Annotated in this window: 28 protein-coding genes and 1 other annotated feature; of the genes, 2 read left to right on the top strand and 26 right to left on the bottom strand. The window is 34.6% G+C overall.

Going from position 1 to position 24,200, the window contains the following annotated elements:
* Positions 1 to 1,662: a DAK2 domain-containing protein gene (locus tag HDR40_RS00140; protein ID WP_290625099.1), complete on the bottom strand. Its 1,662-nt coding sequence runs from the start codon at positions 1,660 to 1,662 to the stop codon at positions 1 to 3.
* An 18-nt stretch (positions 1,663 to 1,680) separates the two neighbouring features.
* Positions 1,681 to 2,043 (bottom strand): Asp23/Gls24 family envelope stress response protein, encoded by a 363-nt coding sequence (locus tag HDR40_RS00135; RefSeq protein WP_290625097.1) that lies wholly within the window; start codon positions 2,041 to 2,043, stop codon positions 1,681 to 1,683.
* A gap of 173 nt (positions 2,044 to 2,216) precedes the next feature.
* Here HDR40_RS00135 and rpmB point away from each other — a divergent pair, with 173 nt between their 5' ends.
* Positions 2,217 to 2,402, top strand: a complete 186-nt coding sequence (rpmB, locus tag HDR40_RS00130) for a 50S ribosomal protein L28 (RefSeq protein ID WP_290625095.1) — start codon at positions 2,217 to 2,219, stop codon at positions 2,400 to 2,402.
* 54 nt (positions 2,403 to 2,456) lie between these two features.
* Here rpmB and HDR40_RS00125 read toward each other — a convergent pair whose 3' ends face one another.
* From HDR40_RS00125 to HDR40_RS00010, 24 genes are all read right to left on the bottom strand, one after another.
* Positions 2,457 to 3,131 (bottom strand): thiamine diphosphokinase, encoded by a 675-nt coding sequence (locus tag HDR40_RS00125; RefSeq protein ID WP_290625093.1) that lies wholly within the window; start codon positions 3,129 to 3,131, stop codon positions 2,457 to 2,459.
* Positions 3,119 to 3,781: a ribulose-phosphate 3-epimerase gene (gene rpe, locus HDR40_RS00120; RefSeq protein WP_290625091.1), complete on the bottom strand. Its 663-nt coding sequence runs from the start codon at positions 3,779 to 3,781 to the stop codon at positions 3,119 to 3,121. The genes HDR40_RS00125 and rpe overlap by 13 nt, the downstream gene beginning before the upstream one ends.
* 11 nt (positions 3,782 to 3,792) lie before the next feature.
* Entirely contained in the window at positions 3,793 to 4,683 is an 891-nt protein-coding gene (rsgA, locus tag HDR40_RS00115; protein ID WP_290625089.1) for a ribosome small subunit-dependent GTPase A, read from the bottom strand.
* Entirely contained in the window at positions 4,683 to 6,665 is a 1,983-nt protein-coding gene (gene pknB, locus HDR40_RS00110) for a Stk1 family PASTA domain-containing Ser/Thr kinase (RefSeq protein WP_290625087.1), read from the bottom strand. The genes rsgA and pknB overlap by 1 nt, the downstream gene beginning before the upstream one ends.
* Positions 6,665 to 7,417 carry a Stp1/IreP family PP2C-type Ser/Thr phosphatase gene (locus tag HDR40_RS00105; protein WP_290625085.1) on the bottom strand — a complete coding sequence of 251 codons (753 nt, stop codon included), beginning with the start codon at positions 7,415 to 7,417 and terminating at the stop codon, positions 6,665 to 6,667. The genes pknB and HDR40_RS00105 overlap by 1 nt, the downstream gene beginning before the upstream one ends.
* A gap of 6 nt (positions 7,418 to 7,423) precedes the next feature.
* The gene (gene rsmB, locus HDR40_RS00100; protein ID WP_290625196.1) at positions 7,424 to 8,740 is read right to left on the bottom strand and encodes a 16S rRNA (cytosine(967)-C(5))-methyltransferase RsmB; all 1,317 of its coding nucleotides are present in this window, start codon (positions 8,738 to 8,740) and stop codon (positions 7,424 to 7,426) included.
* Entirely contained in the window at positions 8,733 to 9,677 is a 945-nt protein-coding gene (fmt, locus tag HDR40_RS00095) for a methionyl-tRNA formyltransferase (protein ID WP_290625083.1), read from the bottom strand. The genes rsmB and fmt overlap by 8 nt, the downstream gene beginning before the upstream one ends.
* Positions 9,678 to 9,695: 18 nt before the next feature.
* Positions 9,696 to 12,089, bottom strand: a complete 2,394-nt coding sequence (gene priA / locus HDR40_RS00090; RefSeq protein WP_290625081.1) for a primosomal protein N' — start codon at positions 12,087 to 12,089, stop codon at positions 9,696 to 9,698.
* A 112-nt stretch (positions 12,090 to 12,201) separates the two neighbouring features.
* Positions 12,202 to 12,420: a DNA-directed RNA polymerase subunit omega gene (gene rpoZ, locus HDR40_RS00085; protein WP_290625079.1), complete on the bottom strand. Its 219-nt coding sequence runs from the start codon at positions 12,418 to 12,420 to the stop codon at positions 12,202 to 12,204.
* 3 nt (positions 12,421 to 12,423) lie between these two features.
* The gene (gmk, locus tag HDR40_RS00080; RefSeq protein ID WP_290625077.1) at positions 12,424 to 13,038 is read right to left on the bottom strand and encodes a guanylate kinase; all 615 of its coding nucleotides are present in this window, start codon (positions 13,036 to 13,038) and stop codon (positions 12,424 to 12,426) included.
* A gap of 168 nt (positions 13,039 to 13,206) precedes the next feature.
* Positions 13,207 to 13,644, bottom strand: a complete 438-nt coding sequence (locus HDR40_RS00075) for an ASCH domain-containing protein (RefSeq protein WP_290625075.1) — start codon at positions 13,642 to 13,644, stop codon at positions 13,207 to 13,209.
* A gap of 60 nt (positions 13,645 to 13,704) precedes the next feature.
* A complete protein-coding gene (gene recN / locus HDR40_RS00070) occupies positions 13,705 to 15,381 on the bottom strand; it encodes a DNA repair protein RecN (RefSeq protein ID WP_290625073.1) in 1,677 nt (558 codons plus the stop codon).
* A gap of 10 nt (positions 15,382 to 15,391) precedes the next feature.
* Complete coding sequence (locus tag HDR40_RS00065; protein ID WP_290625071.1) at positions 15,392 to 16,207, bottom strand: TlyA family RNA methyltransferase; 816 nt, start codon at positions 16,205 to 16,207, stop codon at positions 15,392 to 15,394.
* The gene (locus HDR40_RS00060) at positions 16,207 to 17,073 is read right to left on the bottom strand and encodes a polyprenyl synthetase family protein (protein ID WP_290625069.1); all 867 of its coding nucleotides are present in this window, start codon (positions 17,071 to 17,073) and stop codon (positions 16,207 to 16,209) included. The genes HDR40_RS00065 and HDR40_RS00060 overlap by 1 nt, the downstream gene beginning before the upstream one ends.
* A complete protein-coding gene (locus HDR40_RS00055; RefSeq protein WP_290625067.1) occupies positions 17,073 to 17,315 on the bottom strand; it encodes an exodeoxyribonuclease VII small subunit in 243 nt (80 codons plus the stop codon). Before HDR40_RS00055 ends, HDR40_RS00060 begins: the two co-directional genes overlap by 1 nt.
* Positions 17,299 to 18,666, bottom strand: a complete 1,368-nt coding sequence (xseA, locus tag HDR40_RS00050) for an exodeoxyribonuclease VII large subunit (protein ID WP_290625065.1) — start codon at positions 18,664 to 18,666, stop codon at positions 17,299 to 17,301. The genes HDR40_RS00055 and xseA overlap by 17 nt, the downstream gene beginning before the upstream one ends.
* Positions 18,656 to 19,504: a tetrahydrofolate dehydrogenase/cyclohydrolase catalytic domain-containing protein gene (locus tag HDR40_RS00045; RefSeq protein WP_290625063.1), complete on the bottom strand. Its 849-nt coding sequence runs from the start codon at positions 19,502 to 19,504 to the stop codon at positions 18,656 to 18,658. Before HDR40_RS00045 ends, xseA begins: the two co-directional genes overlap by 11 nt.
* A gap of 50 nt (positions 19,505 to 19,554) precedes the next feature.
* Complete coding sequence (gene nusB / locus HDR40_RS00040) at positions 19,555 to 19,956, bottom strand: transcription antitermination factor NusB (protein WP_290625060.1); 402 nt, start codon at positions 19,954 to 19,956, stop codon at positions 19,555 to 19,557.
* Positions 19,956 to 20,393: an Asp23/Gls24 family envelope stress response protein gene (locus HDR40_RS00035; RefSeq protein ID WP_290625058.1), complete on the bottom strand. Its 438-nt coding sequence runs from the start codon at positions 20,391 to 20,393 to the stop codon at positions 19,956 to 19,958. The genes nusB and HDR40_RS00035 overlap by 1 nt, the downstream gene beginning before the upstream one ends.
* Before the next feature lie 17 nt (positions 20,394 to 20,410).
* Positions 20,411 to 20,980 carry an elongation factor P gene (gene efp / locus HDR40_RS00030; protein WP_290625057.1) on the bottom strand — a complete coding sequence of 190 codons (570 nt, stop codon included), beginning with the start codon at positions 20,978 to 20,980 and terminating at the stop codon, positions 20,411 to 20,413.
* 84 nt (positions 20,981 to 21,064) lie between these two features.
* Complete coding sequence (locus HDR40_RS00025; protein WP_290625055.1) at positions 21,065 to 22,174, bottom strand: Xaa-Pro peptidase family protein; 1,110 nt, start codon at positions 22,172 to 22,174, stop codon at positions 21,065 to 21,067.
* 68 nt (positions 22,175 to 22,242) lie between these two features.
* Entirely contained in the window at positions 22,243 to 22,542 is a 300-nt protein-coding gene (gene rpmA, locus HDR40_RS00020; protein ID WP_209685234.1) for a 50S ribosomal protein L27, read from the bottom strand.
* Between the two features lie 16 nt (positions 22,543 to 22,558).
* The gene (gene rplU / locus HDR40_RS00015) at positions 22,559 to 22,870 is read right to left on the bottom strand and encodes a 50S ribosomal protein L21 (RefSeq protein ID WP_290625051.1); all 312 of its coding nucleotides are present in this window, start codon (positions 22,868 to 22,870) and stop codon (positions 22,559 to 22,561) included.
* 14 nt (positions 22,871 to 22,884) lie between these two features.
* Positions 22,885 to 22,964 (bottom strand) — a sequence feature (ribosomal protein L21 leader region).
* 68 nt (positions 22,965 to 23,032) lie between these two features.
* Entirely contained in the window at positions 23,033 to 23,872 is an 840-nt protein-coding gene (locus HDR40_RS00010; RefSeq protein WP_290625049.1) for a YitT family protein, read from the bottom strand.
* Positions 23,873 to 24,097: 225 nt separating this feature from the next.
* Between HDR40_RS00010 and HDR40_RS00005 the strand changes: the two genes are divergently transcribed.
* Positions 24,098 to 24,200 (top strand): helix-turn-helix domain-containing protein (locus HDR40_RS00005; protein ID WP_290625193.1); only part of this gene is annotated, 103 nt, incomplete at its 3' end.

Raw genomic sequence — 24,200 nt, 5'->3', positions numbered from 1 at the left:
TTATTCCACTGAAACTAAGAAGTAGTAAACCGGTTGACCACCATCATGAATTTCAAATTCCAAATCATCATGTTTTTCTTTAAGTTGATCTACGACTGCTTGTGCTTGTGACTCAGTTGCATCACTACCAAACATTAAAGTGATAATTTCACTATCATCATCAAGCATCTTTTCAATCATTTCAACAGTTGCGTTGATTAAGTCTGGATTATCAACACTGATATCACCATCAATAATACCTAGATAGTCATCCTTTTTAATTTGAATATTATTGATTTCAGTATCTCGAATAGCGCGCGTAACTTCACCAGATACCACAGAATCTAAATCTTCTGACATTGTTTCAACATTTTCTTCAACTGATGCATCTGGGTCAAATGAAAGCATTGCAGTTAATCCTTGAGAAATAGTCTTTGTTGGTACAATACCAACTGGAATATTACTTACTTCTGCCGCCTGTTTAGCAGCCATGATAATATTACCATTATTTGGTAAAATAATTGCCTTAGTAGCTCCAGATTTTTTAATAGCATCAATAATATCTTGGGTTGATGGATTCATAGTTTGTCCACCAGAAATGATACGGTTAACGCCTTCACTCTTGAATAATTCACGAATACCATTACCTGAAGCGACAGCAATTACAGCAAAATCAACAGCTTCTTCTTTTTCCTCACTATTTTCAACAATAGTCTCATGTTGAATACGCATATTATCAATCTTGATCTTGCCTAATTCACCAAATTTACTACCATAAGTGAAAACTTCACCTGGATGTTCAGTATGAACGTGAACTTTGGCAACCTCGCCATCAGATACGGCTAACAATGAATCACCAAGTTTAGATAAATGTTCTCTAAACTTATCAAGATTAAATTCTTGTTTATTTGGAACATCTGCTTCCAAATCTACCATGATCTCCGTACAATAACCATTGCTAATATCACTAGTAGAAAGTTGAACTTGAGCTGCTTCGGCTTGATGGTGAGCTGCATTGATTAGCTCATCCATTTCTGTTTCATCTAATTGATAAGTATCATCTTTTTCACCAAGTACACCTTCTAAAAAGCCTTGATAAATAAAAACTAATCCTTGACCACCAGAGTCAACAACCCCAACTTGCTTTAAAACTGGTAAAAGATCTGGTGTAGACTTTAAAGCTTTTCTAGCACCGTCAACAACTGCCTTCATAACTTCAACAACATCTTCTGTTTCAGTAGCCTTATTTTTACCTTCTTCTGCAGCAACACGTGCTACAGTTAAAATAGTACCTTCCACAGGTTTCATAACAGCTTTATAAGCAGTTGTTACACCATTAGAAAAAGCATCTGCCAAATCTTGTGCATTTAAAGTTTTTTTACCTGTTGTTGCCTTATAGAAGCCACGGAATAACTGTGAAGTAATAACTCCCGAATTACCACGTGCTCCCATTAGCATCCCTTTAGCCAAACTTTCAGTTAAATCACCAACTACTTCACTAGTATTTTCATTAACTGCCTTCGCTCCGCTTTCAATAGTTAAAGTCATGTTAGTACCAGTATCACCGTCAGGAACTGGAAAAACATTTAACTTATTAACAAATTCTGAATTCTTACTCATACGGTGAGTAGCTGCACGCACCATATCTTTAAATTTTTGACTATCAATTTCAGTTAAAACCACAATAACTCCTCCGAATCATTAATCGTCAAGAATTTTTACACCTTGAACGATTACATTAACAGATTTTGCTTTGATGCCTAAAAGATTTTCTAAATTATACTTTACACTATCTTGAACATTGCGGCTAACTTCAGAGATTTTTAATCCATAACCAACAATAATATAAACATCAACAATGATATCGTTATCTTTTGATCGAATTACAACACCGCGACGGTAGTTTTCGTGATTTAAAATGTTTAATGCACCATCACGAATTGCATTTTTTGACGCCATACCAACAACCCCATAATTAGAAGTTGCGGCACCACCAACAACGGTTGCGATGACACTATTAGAAATATCTATCATGCCATATTTTGTTTTTATTTTTACTGCCATGTTTTTCCTCCATTACTGAAGAATAAATTTACTCAATTTATTTTAACATAGCAGCGTCCCATATCAACCTAAGTAAATTATTATCAAGAAAAAAACTAGATATTATTGCATAAAAACCATTCATGTGATAAATTAAATAGGTACTATTACAAACAAAGGAGGGTTTAGCACAAATGGCAAAAGACATTATTACTGGCCGCAAGACGGTCTTTGGTAACAAGCGTTCAAAGGCTTTGAACTCCACGCGGCGTTCATGGAAGCCAAACCTTCAAAAAGTTCGCATTCTTGTTAACGGTAAGCCAAAGCGTGTTTGGGTATCAGCTCGCGCTTTGAAATCCGGTAAGGTTAAGCGTGTCTAATTAATGAAGATACTAAAAAAGCGAGGAAATTCCTCGCTTTTTTTGTTTGCTTTTTTAACCAAAACGGTTGATGTCTTTACTATAGATCGCTAAAACTACCCCACCTTCATTTTTAATCCAAAAAGAATTCTCATTAACAAACTCATTGGAGGAAAAGAAAGTCGGATAATCACAAGAAAAATTTTTTAATTCGTATCTAGCATCTAAAATTGAAAAATTAACTATTTTTTCTAAATTACCAAAGCCAATATATTTGTACCCTTTACAATAATTAATTTTGTGTTGTCCAGAATTATAAAATTTTAAAATATTCTGTTTATCAATCAACTCAACTTTGGGTAAAAAATTACGTAATTCGGGCTTTAAAAAAGTAAAAATATTTACAAAAAAATGATCTAGTCTTCCACCAGTAGATCCATAAACTGTTAGTTTACTAACCTGATATTCCCTCAAAGCTGTTAAAAATAGTTGTTCAGAATCAGTATAATCTTTAATTGGTTGGGAATAACGTACATCAACAATTTTATTTAGAATGATTTTTTCATCGCTTTTTAAGGAATCAAAGTCTCCAACTGCAACATCTGGAATGATTCCCCATCGATTGAGAAAAACTGTACCACGATCACTAGCAAAAATTAATTGTTTATTATTTTTTGCCTCTTTAAAAATTTCTTCGGTATTTTCAGGCCATTCTTCTGGTGGACCTCCCAACATCGCTACTGCTTGCATGAAGATATTACCTGATTCAAATTAGCAATTTGTTGATCAATGGGGCCCTTTTTAAATACATATGAGCCAGCCACATAAATATCAGCTCCAGCCTTCACTGCTTGCGTAATAGTTTGGTTATCAATTCCCCCATCAACTTCAATTGGAATATCTTTTCCAGCAGTTTTAATTAATTCTTTAGCTTGGACAATACGATTAACTGATTTTTCAATAAAACTCTGTCCACCAAAACCAGGATAAACACTCANAATTAACAACNGATCAATTTTATTGAGAAAGGGTTTTATATCTTGGACTGGAGTATCTGGAGAAATTACCAAGCCCGCTTTCACCTGATGTTCATGAAGATAGTCTAACCATTCTTCCGGCTTTTTGGTTGCTTCTAAATGAAACTCTAATAAATCAGCACCGGCTTTAACAAAAGGTGGTAAAGTAACTTCCAAATTATTACTCATTAAATGAACTTCAGCCTCTAACTTTGGAAATTCTTTTTTGAAGTCTTTTACTAATTCAGGACCATAAGATAAATTCGGAACAAAGTGTCCGTCCATAATATCAATATGGAACCGACTAATCCCACTTTGGGCAGCTACACTAATATCATGTCCTAAATTCATATTATTTGCATTTAAAATTGATGGTGCAATCATATCTTAATACCTCACTTTAAATACTCTGGCATACGATTATCAGTAATTTCCTGACGAATTTTTAAGTAGTCATCATATCTACTTTGAGCTATTTCACCAGCTTCTAATAATTTTTTTACATTACATTTGGGTTCATGAATATGCTGACAACTTCTAAACTTACAACCACTACTTGCTTCCGCAAATTCATAAAAACAATTTGCTAAATCTTCAAGCTTTATTTTATATAAATCTACTGCTGAAAAACCTGGAGTATCGGCAATAAAGCCCTTGCTATACTTAAAGAGTTGAACCTTTCTAGTAGTATGCTTACCACGATTCAAAGCCATTGAAATTTTGCCAGTCGCTTGGTTGGCATTTTTTTCTAGTTTATTTAACAAAGTAGACTTACCGGCTCCTGATTGTCCTGCTAAAGTCCAAATTTCACCATCTTGAACTAAGTTAGGTAACTTTTCTTCTAATTCCTTTGCGCTAGTAAATACACTGTAACCAATACGATGATAGTAATCCAATTTTTGAATTATTTTTTCTAATCTGACAGCGGGCGTAATATCAGCCTTAGAAAGATAAATACAAACACCAACTTTTTTCCAAGCAAAAAATGTTAAATACCTATCTAATAATTCCGTTGAAAAATCTGGTTCAACACCTGAAATAACTAACAAAACTTGGGCAACATTAGCAACTGCAGGTCGGCCTATTTCATTTAGACGAGGCATGATTTCAACTAAATAATTCATTCCTTTATCGTCTAATTGTACAACTACTTTGTCTCCAACTAGGGGTTTTTGCTTACGATCACGAAAAACCCCGCGAGCACGTGTACGTATAATCCCCTCATTAGTTTCTACATCGTAGTATCCAGAGATTGCGCCAACAATTGTTCCTTCTACTTTTTTCATTATTTATCTATATCCTCATCTAACAACGTCTTACCATCTCGAACGATTTTAACATGTCCTGCTCCTTTACTTAAATCAAAAGGAATTGAGAAACTTCTATCCTTAGTAATATACAAGTCACGATATACATCATTTAATGAATGATCAGCATCAGAAATATAAATTTGGACGTGATTACCTTTTTCATCATTATTCTCTTGATAAGGGATAGTAAATGACTTAGTTACTGTCACATCCTGTCCACTCGCTTCACTACTGTCACTGGATTTAGTTTCTTCTTTTCCTTTAGAAATAGTTAAAGTAATAGTATCACCACTGTGCAGTTCAGTTCCCGTACTTGGAGATTGTTTAATTACAGTATTTTTTTGTTCATCAGAATACTCTTGAATTAAATTCAAATTAAGTTTGTTATCCCTAGCATAATCTTGAGCGCCTTTTAATGAATAACCTGTTAAATCCTTTAACTTTATAACTGTATCCCTACTTACTGGAGCACCTTTAGAAACTAGAAGCGTTATTGTAGTTTTAGTGGGATTTACTTTTTGCCCACCACCAATATCTTGCGAGATAACATTACCTTTAGGAGTAGTAAAAGAGTAAGTTTCTTCTTTTTTTATTTTAAAGCCATCTTTTACTAAACGCTTACGTGCTGATTCATAACTATCCCCGATAATATTTGGAACAGTCACGTAGTATTGACCTTTAGAGATTACTAAATCAACAATTCTTCCTAATTTAAGAGTAGATCCTGATCCGGGGATTGATCTTACCACATAATTTTTTTTAACATTATTGGAGTACTTTTTAGTAATTGACCCAACCTTTAATCCCGAAGAAACTAATTCCTGCTTAGCTTGAGCTTGAGACATATTAGAAACATCCGGTACATTGACATCATCTTTACGATCCAAAGCTACGATCAAAGTGATCATAATTCCTAAAAAAGCAATTATGGCAATAATCCACCACCACTTATGTTGTTTGATATTATCCCATAAAGTTGGTTTTTGTTTCTTTTTATTTTTTGTATCAGAATTTTCTTTATCATGATCAGGAGATTTATTATCATGGACCGATCCGTCTAAAGCTGGTAAGACAATTGTTTTATCCTGGTCTGGATCATGTTGAGGCTTAAATGGAGGTTCATCAGCCCGGCTAGAATCCAAACTTGTATCTAAATCTTCTTTCATTTCTAAAACAGAACTATAACGATCACGTGGATCTTTAGCAGTAGCCTTTAATACAACATTTTCAAGCGATTGAGGAATCTTAGGATTTTGAGCTTTTAAAGACGGTGTTTTTTCTTGAAAATGTTTAAGAGCTACTGCCACTGCATTCTCACCTGTAAAAGGCACTTTTCCTATTAATAACTCATAGAGCATAATCCCTAAAGAGTAGATATCTGACTGCTTAGTAGCCATACTCCCCCGTGCTTGTTCAGGAGACATATAATGCACTGACCCAATTGCAGTATTTGTCTGAGTCATCGTACTTTGATTAAGTGCTACTGCGATTCCGAAATCTACTATTTTAATATTGCCATTATTCTTATCTATCAAGATATTTTGTGGTTTTAAATCACGGTGAATTACATTATGCTTATGAGCTAAGGCCATTGCACTTAATATTTGATCCATGATATTAATTACTTTTTCAAAAGGAATAGGGCTGTTTTTTTGAATATATTCTTCTAAGTCTGGACCATCAACATATTCCATTACTAAGTAATGTTGGTTATGATCACTGCCCACATCCAAAATAGAAACAATATGTGGATGAGATAGGTCACTTGTTGACTGCGCTTCTCTTTGAAAGCGTTGGATTGTTTGGGGATCTTTTTGTAAATCTAGTCGTAAGACCTTAACAGCTACTTTCCTTTGTAAAATAATATCTTCTGCCAGATAAACATTAGCCATCCCACCTTCGCCTAAAACCGAAATGATTTTATAACGGCCCCCCAGCAGATAGCCTTTATCAATCACTATTTGTCATCCTCCTTTTCTACGTAGGCTAATAAACAGACAGTGATGTTATCTCCCCCTCCAAGACGATTGGCTTCATTAATAAGCTTATTACAGCGTTCTTTAAGAGTTAAATTCTTAGTCGCTAAAATTTGTTGAATTTGAGGATCAGTTAATGAATTCGTTAAACCATCAGTACAAAGTAAGAAAATATCACCAGCATGAACTTCCAAATTATTAAACTCTGGATTAATCGTGCTAGATACCCCTAAAGTCTCAGTAATAATATTTTTTTGAGGATGATTACGAGCTTGTTGTTCGGTAATTTCCCCCATTTTAACTAATTCATTAACTAGGGAATGATCTTGCGTAATTTGCTTAAAAGCATTACTACCGTATAGATAAGCCCTTGAATCACCTAAATGGGCAATCAAAATTTTTTCTTCGAAAGCTAAGGCCAATACAACGGTAGTACCCATACCATTTAAATCGGAAAAACGGTCAGCAGTTTCTAAAATAATTTCATTTTCTAGTTTTAACTGTACCGTTAACCATTTTTCAGCCAATTGAGGATCAGTAAAATCTGTCTTTTCAAAATTATGTCCTAAATGGCTTACTGCCATTGTAGATGCTACATCTCCTCCTTGATGTCCTCCCATACCATCACAAACTATTCCCATTACAATATTACTTTGATTTTTAAATACTTTAACAAAATCTTGATTCGTTTCACGAACGCGACCAATGCTTGAAGCGTATGCTGTTTTAATCAAAATTATTTAACCTCGTTTTTTTAATTTAGCAATGAAAAAACCATCACTATCATATTCATCTGGAAAAATACGCACCATTTCTTGCTTAGCAAGCTTACCAACTTGGACTGGTTCTAAGTAAAAATTAGGATGCTTACTTAAAAACGTATTCACCACATCCTCATCTTCTTCCTTAGTAATAGTACAAGTAGAATATACTAATTCTCCGCCTGGCTTTAGCAAACTAGCTATCTGATCCAAGATATCACTTTGAATTTTACTCAAATGCTTAATGTCATCAAAAGTTTTATCATATCTAATTTCAGGTTTTCTTCTAATTAAACCAAGTCCAGAACAAGGTGCATCTACCAAAATTTTATCAAATTGTTCTTTTTCAAAATACTCTGGTGCTTTTCTAGCATCAAGAGCCTTTGTTTTAACTTTATCACTAACTCCCAAACGTTTAGCAGCGTTTTTCACCAAACGCAACTTATTTTCATGAATATCCAGCGCCATGACACTACCTGAAATTAAATTTTCAGCAATTTGAACAGTTTTACCACCTGGTGCACTACATGCATCAAGTACTTGCTCATTACCTTTAAAATCAAATGCATCTACAGCTAAAGAAGCCGCACTATCTTGAATAGTAACTTTCCCCTGTTTAAATAAAGGAGTGTTAGCAATATTTCCATGATCTAAAATCAAATTATGATCCGTCAATTTAGAAACATCATAATGATAGCCCTCATGCTTTAAATCTGCCTTAATTTCATCATAAAATTCTGGCGCTACTGTCATCCTAATACTATTAGGTGCCGGTTGGTTAGAAGAAGCAAGTATACTTTGAGCTTTTTTTTCACCAAAATTTTTAATTAAATATTCTACTAACCACTGAGGAAATGACTCCTTAATACTTAAGTAGTTAACAATATCTTCTTTATTAGGTAAGATTTTCCCTTGCCGCTCTAAAGAACGTAAAATTCCGTTTACCAGACGATAAGCACCAGAATTTTTCTTACTATATTGCTTAGCTAGTTTATTAGCTTCATCAAAAATAGCATTAGTTGGAACCTTATCTAAGAAAAAGTACTGATAAGCTGACATTAATAAAAGCGGCTCAATAAATGCATCTTTCAGCTTTCCTTTAATCAAAGGTCTTAATTGATATTCAAGAAAAATTTTATACTGAATCGTCCCATATACTATATTAGTAACTAAGTTTTTATCAACCTCACTTAAATTACTTTTTTGCAAGGCATTATTTAGCGCAATATTCGAATAAGAATTTTGTTTAAATACTTTCATTAAAGTATCTAAAGCTACTGAACGTGCATTAGTCATCAATAATCTTTTCTCCAACCTTAAAGCGACTTCCTTGGCCATTAGCAAAGTCTTTAATATTCATTCTCTTTTTACCATTTGGCTGAACTTCAAGTAAGTCTAAAACTGTACCATCGGCCAGTGCAATAGCAAATCTCTTCTTGTTAGAAACTAAACTTCCAGTTGGTAAATCAGTCTTTTCATCACTAACTTTAGCTTGCCAAACTTTTAAGCGCTTGTCATTTAAAAGTACGTAAGCACCTGGATCTGGATTAAGTCCACGAATTAAATTATTAGCTTCAGTAGCTGTCATGATAGTCTTAATTTGTTCTTGTTCTTTAGAAATATTTGGTGAGAAAACAACTTCAGCTTCGTTTTGTGGAGTTTGGGTAATTGTACCGTCAATAAACTTAGGTAAAGTTTCTAATAAAAGATCACGTCCGATAATACTTAGTTTATTAAACAAAGTACCACTGTTATCTTCTGGTGCTATTTCAAGAGCTTGTTGAGCATACAGATCCCCAGCATCCATCTTTTTAACCATTTGCATAATTGTTACACCGGTTTCTTTATCGCCGTTGATAAGTGAGTATTGAATTGGCGCACCACCACGATATTTTGGCAATAATGAGCCATGAACATTAACTGGAGCAATCTTAGCAGCATTTAAAAATTTAGTTGGTAAAAATTGTCCATAAGCTGCAGTAACAATAAAATCAGGATTCATTTCAACTAATTCAGCCATTTCTTCTGAACCAGATAATTTAACTGGTTGATAAACAGGTAGGTTATTAGCTTTAGCTGTTTGCTTAACAGCTGATTCATGAATAACTTGTTTACGACCAACCTTTTTATCTGGTTGAGTAACTACAGCCTTGATATCATAACCGGCATCAATTAAACCTTGTAATACAACACTTCCAAAATTTGGAGTTCCTAAAAAAATTATTGATGGCATAATTTCAACTTCCTTTATCTAAATTATTTTTTCTGGTTCGTTATCTATATAAATATTTAAACCTCTTTTTTTAATTAATTGTGCATCATTTTGAATTTCATGCAAAATTTGATTTAAATGTGGTTCCTTCTTATATTTTACCAGGATTTGGTAATAATATTGATTCTTAATTCTTGTAATACTACTTGGAGTAGGTCCCAAGATAATTGTAGGTTGATGGAGCGATTTCATTAATTTTCTTTTTATTAAAAATGCCTCTTTTGCAGCAGCTTGTTCATTTTTTGAGGCAATAGAAATTAATGTAGTAAAGAAAAACGGAGGATAATTACCTTGATGACGTACTTGCATCTCTTGACGATAGAAGGCTTCATAATCTTGACTCTGCGAAAGCTTAATCGCATAGTGTTCAGGATTATAGGTTTGAATTAAAACCTCTCCAGTTTTATCAGCCCGTCCTGCCCGTCCTGAAACTTGTGTTAACAAGTCAAAAGTTTTTTCTGATGCATTATATGCTGGCACCTGAAGTGATGTATCCGCATTAATTACTCCTACTAAAGTAACATTCGGAAAATCTAATCCTTTGGCAATCATTTGTGTACCAAGCAAAATATTTGCCTCTCCACGACCAAAACTATCTAAAATTTGCTTATAGCTACCCTTTCTTCTAGTAGTATCCACATCCATTCGCAAAATTTTAGCTTCCGGGATTAATTCTAACAATTCTTCTTGTACTTTTTGAGTTCCGGTACCTAAAAAACGAATTTGTCGGCTATTACAATGTGGACAAGTTTGTGGTAATGGTTCATGATGCCCACAATAATGACATTGCATTTGCTGAGTATCTTTATGGTAAGTAAGAGAAATATCACAATTAGGACACTTCAATACAAATCCACAATCACGACATAACATAAAACTAGCAAATCCACGGCGATTAAGTAAAAGAATTACCTGTTCATTTTTAATAATTTTTTCTTTAATAGCTTCAACTAATTCTACCGATAAATCAAACTGCCCTCCCGCAAACTCTACATGCTTTAAATCAATTAAATTAACCTGTGGTAGTGATTTTTGATTGGCTCGTTCAGTTAACTGTAATAACTCATAAACTCCCTTTTGAGCCCGTGCACGACTTGCCAATGAGGGTGTAGCACTACCCAAAACTACAGGACAATGATGAAATTTACTACGTAAAAGAGCAACATCACGTGCATGATAGCGGGGATTATCTTCTTGTTTATAGGATGATTCATGCTCCTCATCAATCACTATCAAACCAATATTATCTAAAGGAGCAAAAATTGCACTCCGTGCCCCAACTACCACTTTAGCTTCTCCGCGACGTATCCGACGCCATTCATCATACTTTTCTCCCGCCGATAACGCACTATGAAGCACAGCTACACCAGAGCCAAAACGTTCTTTTACCTGCCGTACCATTTGCGGAGTTAATGAAATTTCTGGAACTAACATTAGAGCCGTTCGTTTAGTATTCAAAGCTGCTTGAATTGCATGAAGATATACCTCTGTCTTACCACTACCTGTGATTCCTTCTAATAAGAAAGTCTTACTTTCTTTTTGATCTACTGCTGTTTTTATTTTATTAAAAGCCAGCTGCTGGTTTGAGTTAAGAATAATTTTTTTAGAAGTAGTGTCTTTCATATCTTTAAGAGGATTACGATAAACTTCCACTTCTTTCTTAACCAACCATCCTTTGTTAACCGCCGTCTTTAGTACTGCTGAAGAAATTTCTAGTTCCTCTTGTAGCTGCTTTCCTCGCTTGGGATATGTCTCATAATTATTCAAAATATCTAATAACAAACTTTGCTGCTTTTTAGCTGACTTACGTAATTCTTCATAAATCTGAATAAAGTCATCTTTTTCTTTTGCTAGCAGATAAATAGACTCTTTTTTCTTACGAGCTTTATTTTCAACAACATATTCAATCTTAGCCTTATTTTCTCGTAATAACTTTTTGATAAAAACTATCTCTTTTAAATCCGTTACATTATTTAAATCAATTGGAGTACCTTGAAAATAGGGTAATTGCTTACTCTCTTCATCAATTGGTGTTAAAATTTTACGATAATTAGCTCGCATCACCTGAGGCAACATACTTTGAAGAATGGTAATTCTATAAGAAAAAATATCATGGGACATTTTTTCAGAAAGTTTTACTAATTCTGGTGTTAGTGGAGCAACTTCATCAACTACTACTAAGAGATCTTTTAACTTTCCCTCAAAATTAGTTTTTTCGGTCATTCCTACTACAAACCCCTGCACTTTTCGGCGACCAAATGGAACAACTACCCGAGAACCAATTGCAACATCATCCAGTTGATCAGGGATATTATATTCAAAAATTCGATCTGTCTGCTTACTAGCTACATCAACAATAACTTGTGCAATCATTTAATAATCACCTAACAAAAAACCTCCATTGCTTTAAAGCAATGAAGGTAGCTAATAATTAATTTATTATTGAACTCTTCACGACTACAGCCGCAAGTGTACGCCCGTACCTTTAATCAAGACTTGCGTGATGTTCTGGATCAATAGTAACCTTACCAGCAGCGATTTCTTCAAGTGCCTTCCCAACTGCTTTATCAGACTTATAATGTTCTAAAGCTCCTGGAGCACCAGCTTGAAGTTCGTGAGCTCTCTTGGCAGCAAGTACTGACAATGAGTAACGTGAGTCAATATGTGCTAACAATTTATCAATTGATGGATAAGTAATCTTCATGAATTAGTCCTCCTTAACCATGTTACGATAGTCATCAATAACTCTTGAAACACGAACGTGTTCAGCCTCAACAATTGACTTAATATGATCAACTGCATTGGCTACAGTATCATTAACAACCGCATAATCGTAATCTTGCATCATCAAAATTTCTTTACGTGCTTGCTCCATCCGCATCGCAATTACTTGATCTGAATCAGTACCACGATTTACGATTCGGTGCTTAAGCTCGTGTAAATCAGGTGGGGTTAAGAAAATAAAGACACCCTCTGGCATTAACTTACGAACTTGGCGCGCACCATTTACATCAATTTCAAGTAGAACATCCTTACCCTCATCAAGCATTTGCTTAACAGGTGCTAACGGTGTTCCATAATGATTACCCACATAAGCATTATATTCTAAGAGTTCGTTATTTGCGATAGCCTCTTGAAAACGTTCTTCACTTACAAAAAAATAATCCTTACCATCTACTTCACCCGGACGGGGCTTACGAGTAGTCATTGAAACTGAATATTCAAATGAAAAAGCTTTTTGTTTTACCATAGCGCTTTTTACGGTACCTTTACCAACTCCGGAAGGTCCAGAAAGAACTATTAATAATCCTTGACGTGCCATTTTATCTCCTAAACAATAATATGTAACAAGATAATACTACTTTAAAAACTAAATTTGTGCAATAAGTTCACTTACCTATTGTATAAAAAAATGTCTTTAACTTCCAATTAGTAAAACAACTAACTAGGGTTGAAAAAATTAAAACTTTAAATCTCTTGTTTTTTTCTTTTATTCAACTTTTTCAAAAACCTCGCAAACCATTGGTGCCTGTGGATAAAATTGTTTGTTAGCTTCGTGATACTCCGCTTCAAAAAAAGCATTATGAACCTTGCGCCAATAACTATAACTACGGTTACCTTCGCCTTCATGGTAAGCATGTTCTACAGAAATCTGCTCATAAGGAACAATCTCTACTACTTTTGTTTGAACAACACAGACTGGCTCCTCGGCACTATTTAAAATAATATTATATTCCCCTACTTTAGGTAGTGGTTCGTCACCATATAATTCATACGCTGAAGTTGTGGCCGTCTTAATTTTTCGATTAACTAAATCGGCTAATCTATTAGCTTCTTCATCAGTAGCCCCAAAAGCCCAAGCAGTATATGGCGTTTTAAGATCAATTTTATGTTGCTTACAAAATCTTTGCCAATATTCTCCTATCATTTATTACCTCCAGAAATAAAAAAGCAGTGCTAACTAGAGCACTGCTCATAAACTTATTAATTATTCAAAACTTTTCATCAAATCAATCGCATTTTGTTTAGCAGCTTCAGTAACATTTTGCCCAGCCATCATCTTAGCAATTGCTTCAATAGCCTTATCATAATCTAATGGTACGACATTCGTATAAGTAGCCCCAGCTTCAATTTCTTTAGCTACAGAATAACGATTATCTGCTGCAGCTGCAACTTGTGGAGAGTGAGTAATAGTAATTACTTGTTTATGCTCTCCAATTGATTTCATTTTTTTACCGATAGCAGCCGACACTCGACCAGATACCCCAGTATCAATTTCGTCAAAAATCATAGTTCCAGCTGGTTCTACTCGACTAAAAATAGTCTTCAATGCCAAAACTAAACGTGATTGTTCACCACCAGATGCAATCTTAACTAATGGTCGCAGCGCTTCGCCTGGATTAGGCGCAATCATAAAGGTCACATAGTCCATCCCTAATTTGGTAAAAGTTTCAGTTTGAGCAATATCAATTCCAAATCTAGCTTTTTCCATATAAAGATCAGCTAATTCTTGCTTAATTTTTTCTTCCAAAGTGTGGGCAATTGCTAAACGTTCATGACTTAATTCTTGAACCTGATTAGTCATTTTCTTTTCTAAATCTTGCAATTCTTTTTGTAGTTCATCTTCATCTAATCCATCACTTGAAAATTGCTTTAGCTCTTGTTGGACTTTTTCATAAAATTTAAAGACATCTGCCAAAGTTGGACCATACTTTTTCTTAAGTGTATTAAGAGTACTGATGCGATTAACGACATATTGATAACGTTCCTCATCAAAGTCCATCGAATCCATTAAATCGCCTATTTCACTACGTGCATCATTGAGTGAATAAACTCCATCAGTAAAAGCTTGAGCAAAATTTTGAAACTTTTTACCATAATCTGACAAATCATTCGCTGCTGATTGAGCCTCTCCCAATAGGGTCCCTAAGCCATGTTCTTCATCATCATACAGTTGCATAAAATAATTAGCAGTATCGGCAATCTTTTGATAATTGCTTAATTCGTTAAATTCTTCCGCAAGCTTCTTGTCTTCTTCAAGATCTTCTAACTCAGCTTCTTCAAGTTCTTTGCTTTGAAACTCCAAAATATCTTGTTTTTGTGCAAGTTGTTGAGCATCTTCACGTAATTGACGCAAACGCGTAGAAACTTTTTTCCATTGAGAAAAATTTTGCTGATAATTTGCTAGCTTAGCTTTAAATTCACTACTTGCATAATTATCTACCAAATCAATTTGACGGTCTTGATCCATCAAAATCTGATTATCATTTTGACCGTGAATATCAACTAGATTTTTTCCTATTACCTTCAAAACATTAATCGTCGTTAATTGGCCATTGATTCGAACAACATTACGCCCTTTAACTGAAATTTCACGGCTGATTACAATTTGATTATCAACAAACGGCAAACCATACTCATCACAAAGAGATTGAATAAGCTTATTTTGCCCATCAATAGCAAATAAGCCTGTAATAATTGCTTTCTTTTCACCAGTTCTAATCATTTCGCTTTGGGCACGACTTCCCAAAAGGAGAGAAACTGCATCAATTAGAATTGATTTACCTGCACCAGTTTCACCAATTAAGGCGGTCATTTTTTCTTGGAAGCGAACTTTCAATGACTTGATAATAGCGAAGTTTTGAATATCAAGTTCAACTAGCATATTTCACCCTCTACAGTCCATTAACTGCTCTTTGTACTACTTCTTCAACACTACCATTCCACAAGTTTTGACTTGAAGCAGACTTATCTTTCCCCAAATGAATCAAAAATTCAATGTTGCCTTTACCACCTTTAATTGGTGAATAGTCAACTCCTAAAATGTTAAAACCAATCTTTTGGGCCTCTTGCATGGTATGCTCAATTACAGCCTTATGAACTTGATGATCATGCACAATACCATGTTTACCTACATTTTCTGGACCCGCTTCAAATTGGGGCTTAATCAAGCAGACTGCATCGCACTTATCTTGTAAAATTTCATACATTGGGGGCATAATCAAGTCTAATGAAATAAAAGAAACATCAGTCATTGCAAAACTTGGCAACCCGTCAGTAAAATCATTTGGCTTACTATAACGAAAATTTTGCTTCTCCATGACGATTACTCTTGGATCATCACGTAACTTCCAAGCTAGTTGGTTATAACCCACATCAAGAGCATAAACCATTTTAGCTCCATTTTGTAAAGCAACATCTGTAAAACCACCAGTAGAAGCACCGATGTCCAAACAAATTCGATCTTTAAGATCAATATTAAAAACTTTAAGAGCCTTCTCTAACTTAAACCCACCACGAGAGACATATTTTTTGCCATCTTCTTTAATATAGAAAATTTCATCTTCAGGAAATTTTTCACCACTCTTGTCAATTCTTTGGTGATTATGATCACTGACCAAACCTGCCATAATTGCTCGTTGAGCTGCAGTTCTTGAATGAAAGAGATTTTGTTCAAATAAAAGAACATCTGCACGTTTTTTCTTTGTCATTAGAGCACCTTTTCATAAAGATCAAAAAATTCTGCTAGTATCTGATTATTAAAATTGGCCAAAGACTTTTTGCCATCAGCAATCATTTCTTTTAATTCCTTGCGACTAGCTTCAAGTCCCAAAAGAGTATAAGTATTATTCTTTCCCTCTTCTTCATCTTTGTGAGTAGTCTTACCAGCTTCTTCAGTGGTTTCAACAATATCCACTAAATCATCATAAATTTGATAAGAACGTCCAAAATAACGGCTAAATTTAACTAAAGCTTGCTTTTTTTCATCTTCTACTTGTGCATAAACAGCAGCCATTTCTACACTTGCTTCAATTAAACAACCTGTTTTAAGCCATTCCATATTATTAATAAAATTGGCATCATTTTTTACTGACTCATTATTAGTTGAATCAATATCAAGATACTGACCACCTACCATACCGTTAGGACCTACAGCACGGGTAATAATTTCAACCAACTTAAACATTTGACTGCCTTGAGCAATCCATTGAATTCCAAGTGGCAATAAAGCATCCCCGGCTAAAATAGCCTCCGCTTCTCCCCACTTTTTATGCGAAGTTAAATTTCCGCGTCGGTAATCATCATTATCCATTGCAGGCAAATCATCATGAATTAGAGAATAAGTATGAATAAGTTCAATACCACAAGCGATTCTCAATTCTCTCTCTCCAATTTCCTTACCGAGAGTATGTAAAGTCACTAAAAATAAAAGTGGGCGCAATCTTTTACCACCAGCCATAACGGAATATGCCATGATTTTACCCAGTTTTGGATCAACAATTTCACTAATAAGATGTTGATCCAAAAAATCATTTATTTGAGGTATATATTTTTTTTGAAAATCTTTAAAATTCATTACTTTTCCTCAGGAGCTGCTGCATTAGTAGGATCTAAATCTTGTTCACTACCATCATGATTAATTAATTTCGCAACAGTTTGTTCTGCTTGAGTTAATTTTTTCTCTAAATCGCGGCTTAATTTTACCCCAGCTTGAAATTCTTCTAAAGCATCTTCAAGTGGTACATTACCACTTTCCAATTTAGTAACAATTTCTTGTAACTGATTGAGTTGTTCTTCGAAATTATTCTTCTCTGTCATCTTGATTTCTCCTGATTTCTGTTACTTGAGCTTGAGCCATACCATCTTTAAAAGTTAAATTAATTAATTGTCCAGGTTTTAATTGGTCTACTTGAGTAATAGTTCTTCCTGCCTCATCAGATGTATAAACATATCCCCGGCTAATTGCCTTAAGAGGACTATTATCATCTAGTTTTTGCATTTGACTAGTAAGTTCATGACGCTTATTTTGCAAATACGCCTCGATACCTCTTTGCAAATTACTAATCAGATAATTTAAGCGTTGTTTATTTTCTTGTAGTTGTTTATCAGGACTTACAGCACTTAACCGCTGATTTAGTAAGCGATAATGAGATATTTTTTCTTTAAATAGATTGCGCTCAGCTTGTAATAAGCGTTGCTTAAGCATATCTACATCTTGAACATGTTGACCATAAAGTCGCGTTGGTTCTTTAAAAATAGGACTATTGTTTAAATAATTAACTTGATTACGTTTTTGAGTAATAATTGCTTGCATCCCCGCATAAAGATGCGCACGTAATTGGTTTATTTGAGTTAATACATCTGTTAAGTTGGGAGTTGCCACCTCAGCAGCCGCTGTTGGTGTAGCTACTCGCTGATCAGCTACTAAATCAGCTAAAGTAGTATCTGTTTCATGACCAACAGAAGAAATAACCGGCATCTTCATTTCATAAATCTGTCGCACCACTTCTTCTTCATTAAACGGCCATAAATCTTCTAACGATCCTCCACCACGACCAATAATTACAACATCATACTCATCCCCACCTGCTTGAATTTGGCGTAATGAATTAACAATTGTTTCAGCTGCATCGCTACCTTGTACCTTAGCCGGGAAAAGATCAATTTCTGCATGAGGAAAGCGTCGATTAGCAGTTACCATAATATCATGAATTACAGCTCCAGATGCACTTGTTACAACAGCAATTTTATCAGGAAATTTCGGAATAGTTTTTTTATGACTACTATCAAATAAACCTTCCTTATTAAGTTTTTCTTGCAATTGACGTAATTGCTCATATAATGCACCTAAACCTGCTGGTTCCATTGTTTCGGCATAAAACTGATAAGCACCTTGCTTTTCATAGGTTCCAACATAACCTGATACGTAAACTTTCATACCTTCTTCAGGTTTAAATTTTAACTTTTCGAAGTATTGCCTAAACATTACTACGTTAATTTTTGCCTTTTCATCTTTGAGAGAAAAGTACTGGTGCGAATGCATCCTATTTCTAAAATTTGAAAGCTCTCCTTGCAAGAAGACTTTATGTAAGTAAGGATCATTTTTAAATTTTTGTGAAATATAAAAATTTAAATCACTTACTGACAAATAAACTGGTTTATCTACCATTTTGCATCCTCGTTAAGACAATAACCTGTTCCATTAAACTAGCAACTGTCAATGGACCAACACCACCAGGTACAGGAGTAATGGCACTAGATTTAGATTCAACCTCATCGTATTCAACATCACCCATTAGCTGACCGTCTTCTCGATTCATACCCACATCAATTATTATTACCCCATCTTTAACCATATCACCAGTAACTAAGTGAGCTTGACCTACATCAGAAACAATAATATCTGCTTGTTTAGTCAGCTCAGATAAGTTTTTAGTCTTTGAATGGGCAATTGTTACTGTAGCATTTCTATTCAACAGTTCAGCAGCCATTGGCTTACCAACAATAGTGCTACGACCAATTACAAGAGCATTTTTACCGGCAACATCAATATTATATTCATCAATTAATGATAAAATTCCACGTACCGTTGCGGGGATAATATCACTATTTCCCTGCCAAAGCTTACCTTGATTAAATGGATGAAAACCATCTGCATCTTTAATTGGATCAATTGTATCAAAAATTGCTGTTTCATCAATATGCTTAGAAACCGGTAATTGCACCATAATTCCATTAACAGCTGGGTCTTGATTCAATTTTTTAATTTCATTTAAAAGCTCTTCCTGGGTAATTTCTGCTGGAAAATGTAGTGCACGCTCATTAATACCCACTTCTTTAGCAAATTTTCCCTTTAAACCTAAGTAAATTTTGCTAGCTGGATCATCTCCAACTTCAATTACGCAAATTGTTGGAGAAATACCCTGAGATTTTAATTCCTCAACATCTTTTTTGATATTTTCTTTAATTTTTGCCGCTAACTTTTTACCATTTAAAATTTTTGTCATTAATTATCCACCTCGTAAAAAAGGTCGGCAACTTTGCCGACCTCTAAAAATTAATTCTTTTTAATGAAATTACCCAAAATACCATTGATAAAAGCCTTGGATTTAGGTGCAGAAAATTCTTCACATAAGTTTAAAGCTTCATTTAGAGCAGAAACAGGTTCGATAACATCACCGTTTTCAATTTCGTAAAGACCTAATTCAAGAATGGCACGATCAATTTGATTCAATCGATCAAGACGCCACCCCTTCTTAATGTATTTACTTAACTGTTCATCTAACTCTGCCTTATTTTTTAAAACACCCTCAACCAAACTTTTAGAATATTCAGGATATTTTTTTATATCTAAAGCTTTTTGTGCTCGTGTACAAACTTCCTCTACATCTGAGTCTTGACTTTGATTAGCAAGGTATAAGGTCTGCAAAGCAATTCTTCTCATATCATGCTGGGTCATTAGTCTTGTGCCTCACCATCTGTATTTGCTGCAAAAAGTTCGCTATCATCTTGAGCAGAACCTTTTTCTTCCTCAGAAATTAGACCAACAACATGAATGTTGATACTTTCTAATTTCAAGTTTGTCATTTGTTCTAACTGTAAAGTAAGTTTCTTTTGAAGTTCCATTGCTACTTGCGGAACGCTAACACCGTAATCTAGATAAACGAAAACGTCCGCTGTGAGCTTATCGTCATCAACTTTTAAAGAAACACCCTTACCGCGATTAGTACGACCGAAAAGTCGATCAATACCAGCTTTTAATGAGCCACGCATTTCGCTGACGCCATCGACTTTTCTGGCAGCAATTCCTAAGATGACTTCAAGAACACTCAAGTCAACACGAGTTTCGTCGCCTTTTTCATTGCTTGATAAAAGAATAGTTGAATTATCAGCCATAGTAAACCTCAATTAAATTACTTATTTGCACGTGAAACGTAAGTACCATCAGCAGTATTGATAGTTAATACATCACCTTGGTTAATGAAGAATGGTACGTTCACTACTAAACCAGTTTCCATAGTAGCTGGCTTACCACCACCTGAAGAAGTGTCACCTTTGATGTTTGGTTCAGTTTCAGCAACAGTTAAATCAACGGTGTTAGGTAATTCGATACCCAAAGTTTCACCTTCGTGAGTAATTACGTTAACTACCATATTTTCCTTCAAGTATTTAGATTCTGCTTCTACTTGTGCTTGTGGAATTTCAAGTTGTTCATAAGTATTAGTATCCATAAACACAAAGCTAGAACCATCATTGTAAAGATATTGCATTTGCTTAGTTTGGATATCAGCAGTATCAACTTTAGCAGTTGAACGGAAAGTGTATTCTTGAACTGCACCAGTTCTCAAACTCTTAAGCTTTGAACGTACAAAGGCGCTACCCTTACCTGGCTTAACGTGTTGGAATTCTACGATACGCCATAAGTCATTGTTATATTGAATTGTAAGTCCATTTTTGAACTCATTAACAGAAATCATTGTCATAATAAATTACCTCATTTCTACATATACACATCTTACCAATTTTGTAACAACTTACGCAACAAGTACAAGCGAAATTACAAAATTTTACAAGATCATCAATTCATCTTTAGGCAAGTTAGATATAGTAATTGGAGTATTCTCTTTAATTAATATATCATCTTCTATTCTAACACCACCGCGGTCAGGGAGATAAATTCCTGGTTCAACAGTAATTGCCATATTATCTTTTAAAATTTCCTTAGCATAAGGCATAGCCGGTGTACACAATTCATGGAGTTCTAAGCCAATTCCATGACCAATCCCATGACCAAAGTACTCTCCATAACCTTGTTCATTGATATAGCTTCGACCAGCTTTATCAATATCTCGACCATAATTGCCAGCGATGGCTGCTTCAATTCCACGTCGTTGTGCTTCTAGAACAATTTTATAAATTTTTTCAAGCTCTGGTTCAACTTTACCTACAGCTACTGTACGAGTAATATCAGCCGTATAGCCATTATAAAAACTACCAAAATCAATTACAACTAATTCACCTTTGGCAATTTTTTTATCACTAGCTACACCATGGGCCCAACTTGAACGATAGCCAGAAGCAACAATAGTGTCAAAGGACGGACCATCACCACCATTAACTTTGAAAAAGTAGTCAAGTTTAGCACCAATTTCTCTTTCAGATACACCTGGCTTAATTAAAGGTAAAATTTGCTTAAAACTTTCCATTGAAATATTAATAGCTTGCTGTAAAGCAGATAATTCCAATTCATCTTTAACCGTACGAACCTTTTCTACTAATTCTGCACTTAAAGTAAATTTGATATCTGGGCAAGCTAACTTTAAAGCTTCAAATTGTGTCGCAGTGATGAATTCACCTTCAACCAATACATTCTTTAAGTCTAAAAGTTTTAATTGTTTAGCAACCTCTTGAATCACATCCATCGTTTGCATAACAACTTTCATTTCACCAGGTGCTTGATGCTTAATTTGATCTTTAAACCGCGAATCAGAAAGTAATACTCGATCACCTTTAGCAGTTACAATTAACTCAGCTTCTTCACCAGTAAAATTTGTTAAAAAACGATAATTTGGCTGACTAAAAATTAATAACCCATCTGCGCCTTCTTCTTTTATCAAATTTGTTGTTTTATTAATACGCTTGTTAATTAACGCTAAAAGTTCTTGTTGTGATGCCATAGTATCGTGCCCTTACATAAAAAAAGACCGAACGTTCTTAGCGAGCGTCCAGTCTTGCAAAAGAGTAATTATTTTGCTTCTTCAACTGGGTAAACAGAAACTTGTTTCTTGTTTCTACCCAAACGTTCAAACTTAACTACACCTTCAACTAATGCAAATAAGGTGTCATCGCCACCGCGACCAACATTCTTACCTGGGTGGATCTTAGTACCACGTTGACGGTAGATAATTGAACCTGCGTGAACTGCTTGACCATCAGCACGCTTTGCGCCTAAACGACGACCAGCTGAGTTACGACCGTTAGCAGTTGAACCACCACCCTTGTGGTGGGCTAATAATTTAAGTGCTTCAAGATTATTAATCATCATTTGTTTCACCTCTCAATTAAGCTTCAATGCTTTCGATGGTTACCTTAGTATAAGGTTGACGGTGACCGTACTTAGTGTGTGAGTGCTTCTTTGGCTTGTACTTGAAAGTTACAACTTTCTTTTCTTTGCCTTGTTTTTCAACTTTAGCAACAACCTTAGCACCTTCAACTACTGGAGTACCAATCTTAGTTGACTTACCGTCGTTTACAAGAATAACTTCATCAAAGGTTACTTCTTTACCAGGTTCAACTTCAAGCTTTTCTACAAAAACACTGTCACCCTTAGCAACCTTGTATTGCTTACCACCGGTCTTAATAATTGCGTACATTTGTACACCTCCGAAATAATACTTAGACTCGCCGCCTGAGGTGAAGTTAACGTTAACTTTCTTTTTACCTCAAAACGTGCGGTTGCAGATGTGAGGTTTCCACAAATACAACTCTTATAGTGTACTACCTCAGGCATTTTTTCGCAATGCTTTTATAAAAAATTAAATACTCCATTGACCTCCGTGAACCCGTACAACAGTATCTGTGATAATGAATGCTTCTGGATCAATTTCGTGAATTTTATTAATTAAAGGACCATAATCACGCCGATCAACCACAACTAATATAAGCTGCTTTTCATCCTGACTATATCCACCTTCAACATTATACAAAGTTAGTCCTTGTGTATCTTCCATTAAAATTTTTTTCAATTCTTCAAAGTGATTATTACTCATTACCCGAATTTGATACTTTCTGTCAAAACCAGCCTCTGCATAATTCATAGTAATAGAAGTAACAACTTGAGAAAGTGCAGCCAATAAAAATGCTTCCCAACCATCTACAAAAATATTAAGAAAAATAATTATCATATCAATTCCCAATAAACCAATTGAAGAATCAAGATAAAAATATTTCTTCAATATCATTGGTACTACAGTCGTTCCACCACTTGAAGCATTTATGCGGTATAGTAATGAAACTCCCAGTCCCATTAGCGCCCCACCAAATATTACTGCTAATAAGCGATTATCTGTTAATTGAGCAGTTGGGGTAATTTCCATTAAAAGTGGCAGTAAAAAACTCCCTAAAGCAATATTTTTAGTTGTTTTTTTACCCAAAAAAATCCAAGCTAAAATTAACATTAAAATATTTACAATCAATACAGTTAGCGATCGATTAATTCCCCAAACAGCATCAACTAAAATTGAAATACCTGTTGAACCACCAGCTGCTATATTAATTGGTCCATAAAAGAAGTTAATTGAAATCGCAATAATTTCTAGACCAAGTAAAAAAATGATCCACTTCATCCAAGAACGTTTTTTATGTTTTTGACTCATATATTAAGCGTCCTCTCTAAAATAGTATATTATTTATTTTATCTAGAAAACCCGTATACTATCAATATATATGCATTGCTTTAATGTTATTTTAAAGTTTTATAATATTACGAGCTGGTGAAAACTCGGTAATTCATTGCCGAGATGAAACCAGCTTTTTCAGCGATTTTCTATTTTAGTATATTTTTGAATTTGCTATAATTTTTGCGACGAGGAGGTGAAAAAATGTTAGCTGGAATTAAATTAAGACTCTATCCCAATCGAGTTCAAAAAGATAAGTTAGCCCAAATGTTTGGTAATGATAGATTCGTTTGGAACCAAATGTTAG

The organism is Lactobacillus sp., assembly GCF_014803895.1.
Note: the sequence above shows the minus strand (reverse complement) of the source record. Positions and strands in the feature narration are given on the sequence as shown.

What these genes read in the sequence shown, in the direction of transcription:
- HDR40_RS00135 (WP_290625097.1), bottom strand. Translation starts at nt 2,043, where the DNA reads ATGGCAGTAAAAATAAAAACAAAATATGGCATGATAGATATTTCTAAT.
- rpmB (WP_290625095.1), top strand. Translation starts at nt 2,217, where the DNA reads ATGGCAAAAGACATTATTACTGGCCGCAAGACGGTCTTTGGTAACAAG.
- HDR40_RS00125 (WP_290625093.1), bottom strand. Translation starts at nt 3,131, where the DNA reads ATGCAAGCAGTAGCGATGTTGGGAGGTCCACCAGAAGAATGGCCTGAA.
- rsgA (WP_290625089.1), bottom strand. Translation starts at nt 4,683, where the DNA reads ATGAAAAAAGTAGAAGGAACAATTGTTGGCGCAATCTCTGGATACTAC.
- rsmB (WP_290625196.1), bottom strand. Translation starts at nt 8,740, where the DNA reads ATGACTAATGCACGTTCAGTAGCTTTAGATACTTTAATGAAAGTATTT.
- fmt (WP_290625083.1), bottom strand. Translation starts at nt 9,677, where the DNA reads ATGCCATCAATAATTTTTTTAGGAACTCCAAATTTTGGAAGTGTTGTA.
- priA (WP_290625081.1), bottom strand. Translation starts at nt 12,089, where the DNA reads ATGATTGCACAAGTTATTGTTGATGTAGCTAGTAAGCAGACAGATCGA.
- rpoZ (WP_290625079.1), bottom strand. Translation starts at nt 12,420, where the DNA reads ATGAAGATTACTTATCCATCAATTGATAAATTGTTAGCACATATTGAC.
- gmk (WP_290625077.1), bottom strand. Translation starts at nt 13,038, where the DNA reads ATGGCACGTCAAGGATTATTAATAGTTCTTTCTGGACCTTCCGGAGTT.
- HDR40_RS00075 (WP_290625075.1), bottom strand. Translation starts at nt 13,644, where the DNA reads ATGATAGGAGAATATTGGCAAAGATTTTGTAAGCAACATAAAATTGAT.
- recN (WP_290625073.1), bottom strand. Translation starts at nt 15,381, where the DNA reads ATGCTAGTTGAACTTGATATTCAAAACTTCGCTATTATCAAGTCATTG.
- HDR40_RS00065 (WP_290625071.1), bottom strand. Translation starts at nt 16,207, where the DNA reads ATGACAAAGAAAAAACGTGCAGATGTTCTTTTATTTGAACAAAATCTC.
- HDR40_RS00060 (WP_290625069.1), bottom strand. Translation starts at nt 17,073, where the DNA reads ATGAATTTTAAAGATTTTCAAAAAAAATATATACCTCAAATAAATGAT.
- HDR40_RS00055 (WP_290625067.1), bottom strand. Translation starts at nt 17,315, where the DNA reads ATGACAGAGAAGAATAATTTCGAAGAACAACTCAATCAGTTACAAGAA.
- xseA (WP_290625065.1), bottom strand. Translation starts at nt 18,666, where the DNA reads ATGGTAGATAAACCAGTTTATTTGTCAGTAAGTGATTTAAATTTTTAT.
- HDR40_RS00045 (WP_290625063.1), bottom strand. Translation starts at nt 19,504, where the DNA reads ATGACAAAAATTTTAAATGGTAAAAAGTTAGCGGCAAAAATTAAAGAA.
- nusB (WP_290625060.1), bottom strand. Translation starts at nt 19,956, where the DNA reads ATGACCCAGCATGATATGAGAAGAATTGCTTTGCAGACCTTATACCTT.
- HDR40_RS00035 (WP_290625058.1), bottom strand. Translation starts at nt 20,393, where the DNA reads ATGGCTGATAATTCAACTATTCTTTTATCAAGCAATGAAAAAGGCGAC.
- efp (WP_290625057.1), bottom strand. Translation starts at nt 20,980, where the DNA reads ATGACAATGATTTCTGTTAATGAGTTCAAAAATGGACTTACAATTCAA.
- HDR40_RS00025 (WP_290625055.1), bottom strand. Translation starts at nt 22,174, where the DNA reads ATGGCATCACAACAAGAACTTTTAGCGTTAATTAACAAGCGTATTAAT.
- rpmA (WP_209685234.1), bottom strand. Translation starts at nt 22,542, where the DNA reads ATGATGATTAATAATCTTGAAGCACTTAAATTATTAGCCCACCACAAG.
- rplU (WP_290625051.1), bottom strand. Translation starts at nt 22,870, where the DNA reads ATGTACGCAATTATTAAGACCGGTGGTAAGCAATACAAGGTTGCTAAG.
- HDR40_RS00010 (WP_290625049.1), bottom strand. Translation starts at nt 23,872, where the DNA reads ATGAGTCAAAAACATAAAAAACGTTCTTGGATGAAGTGGATCATTTTT.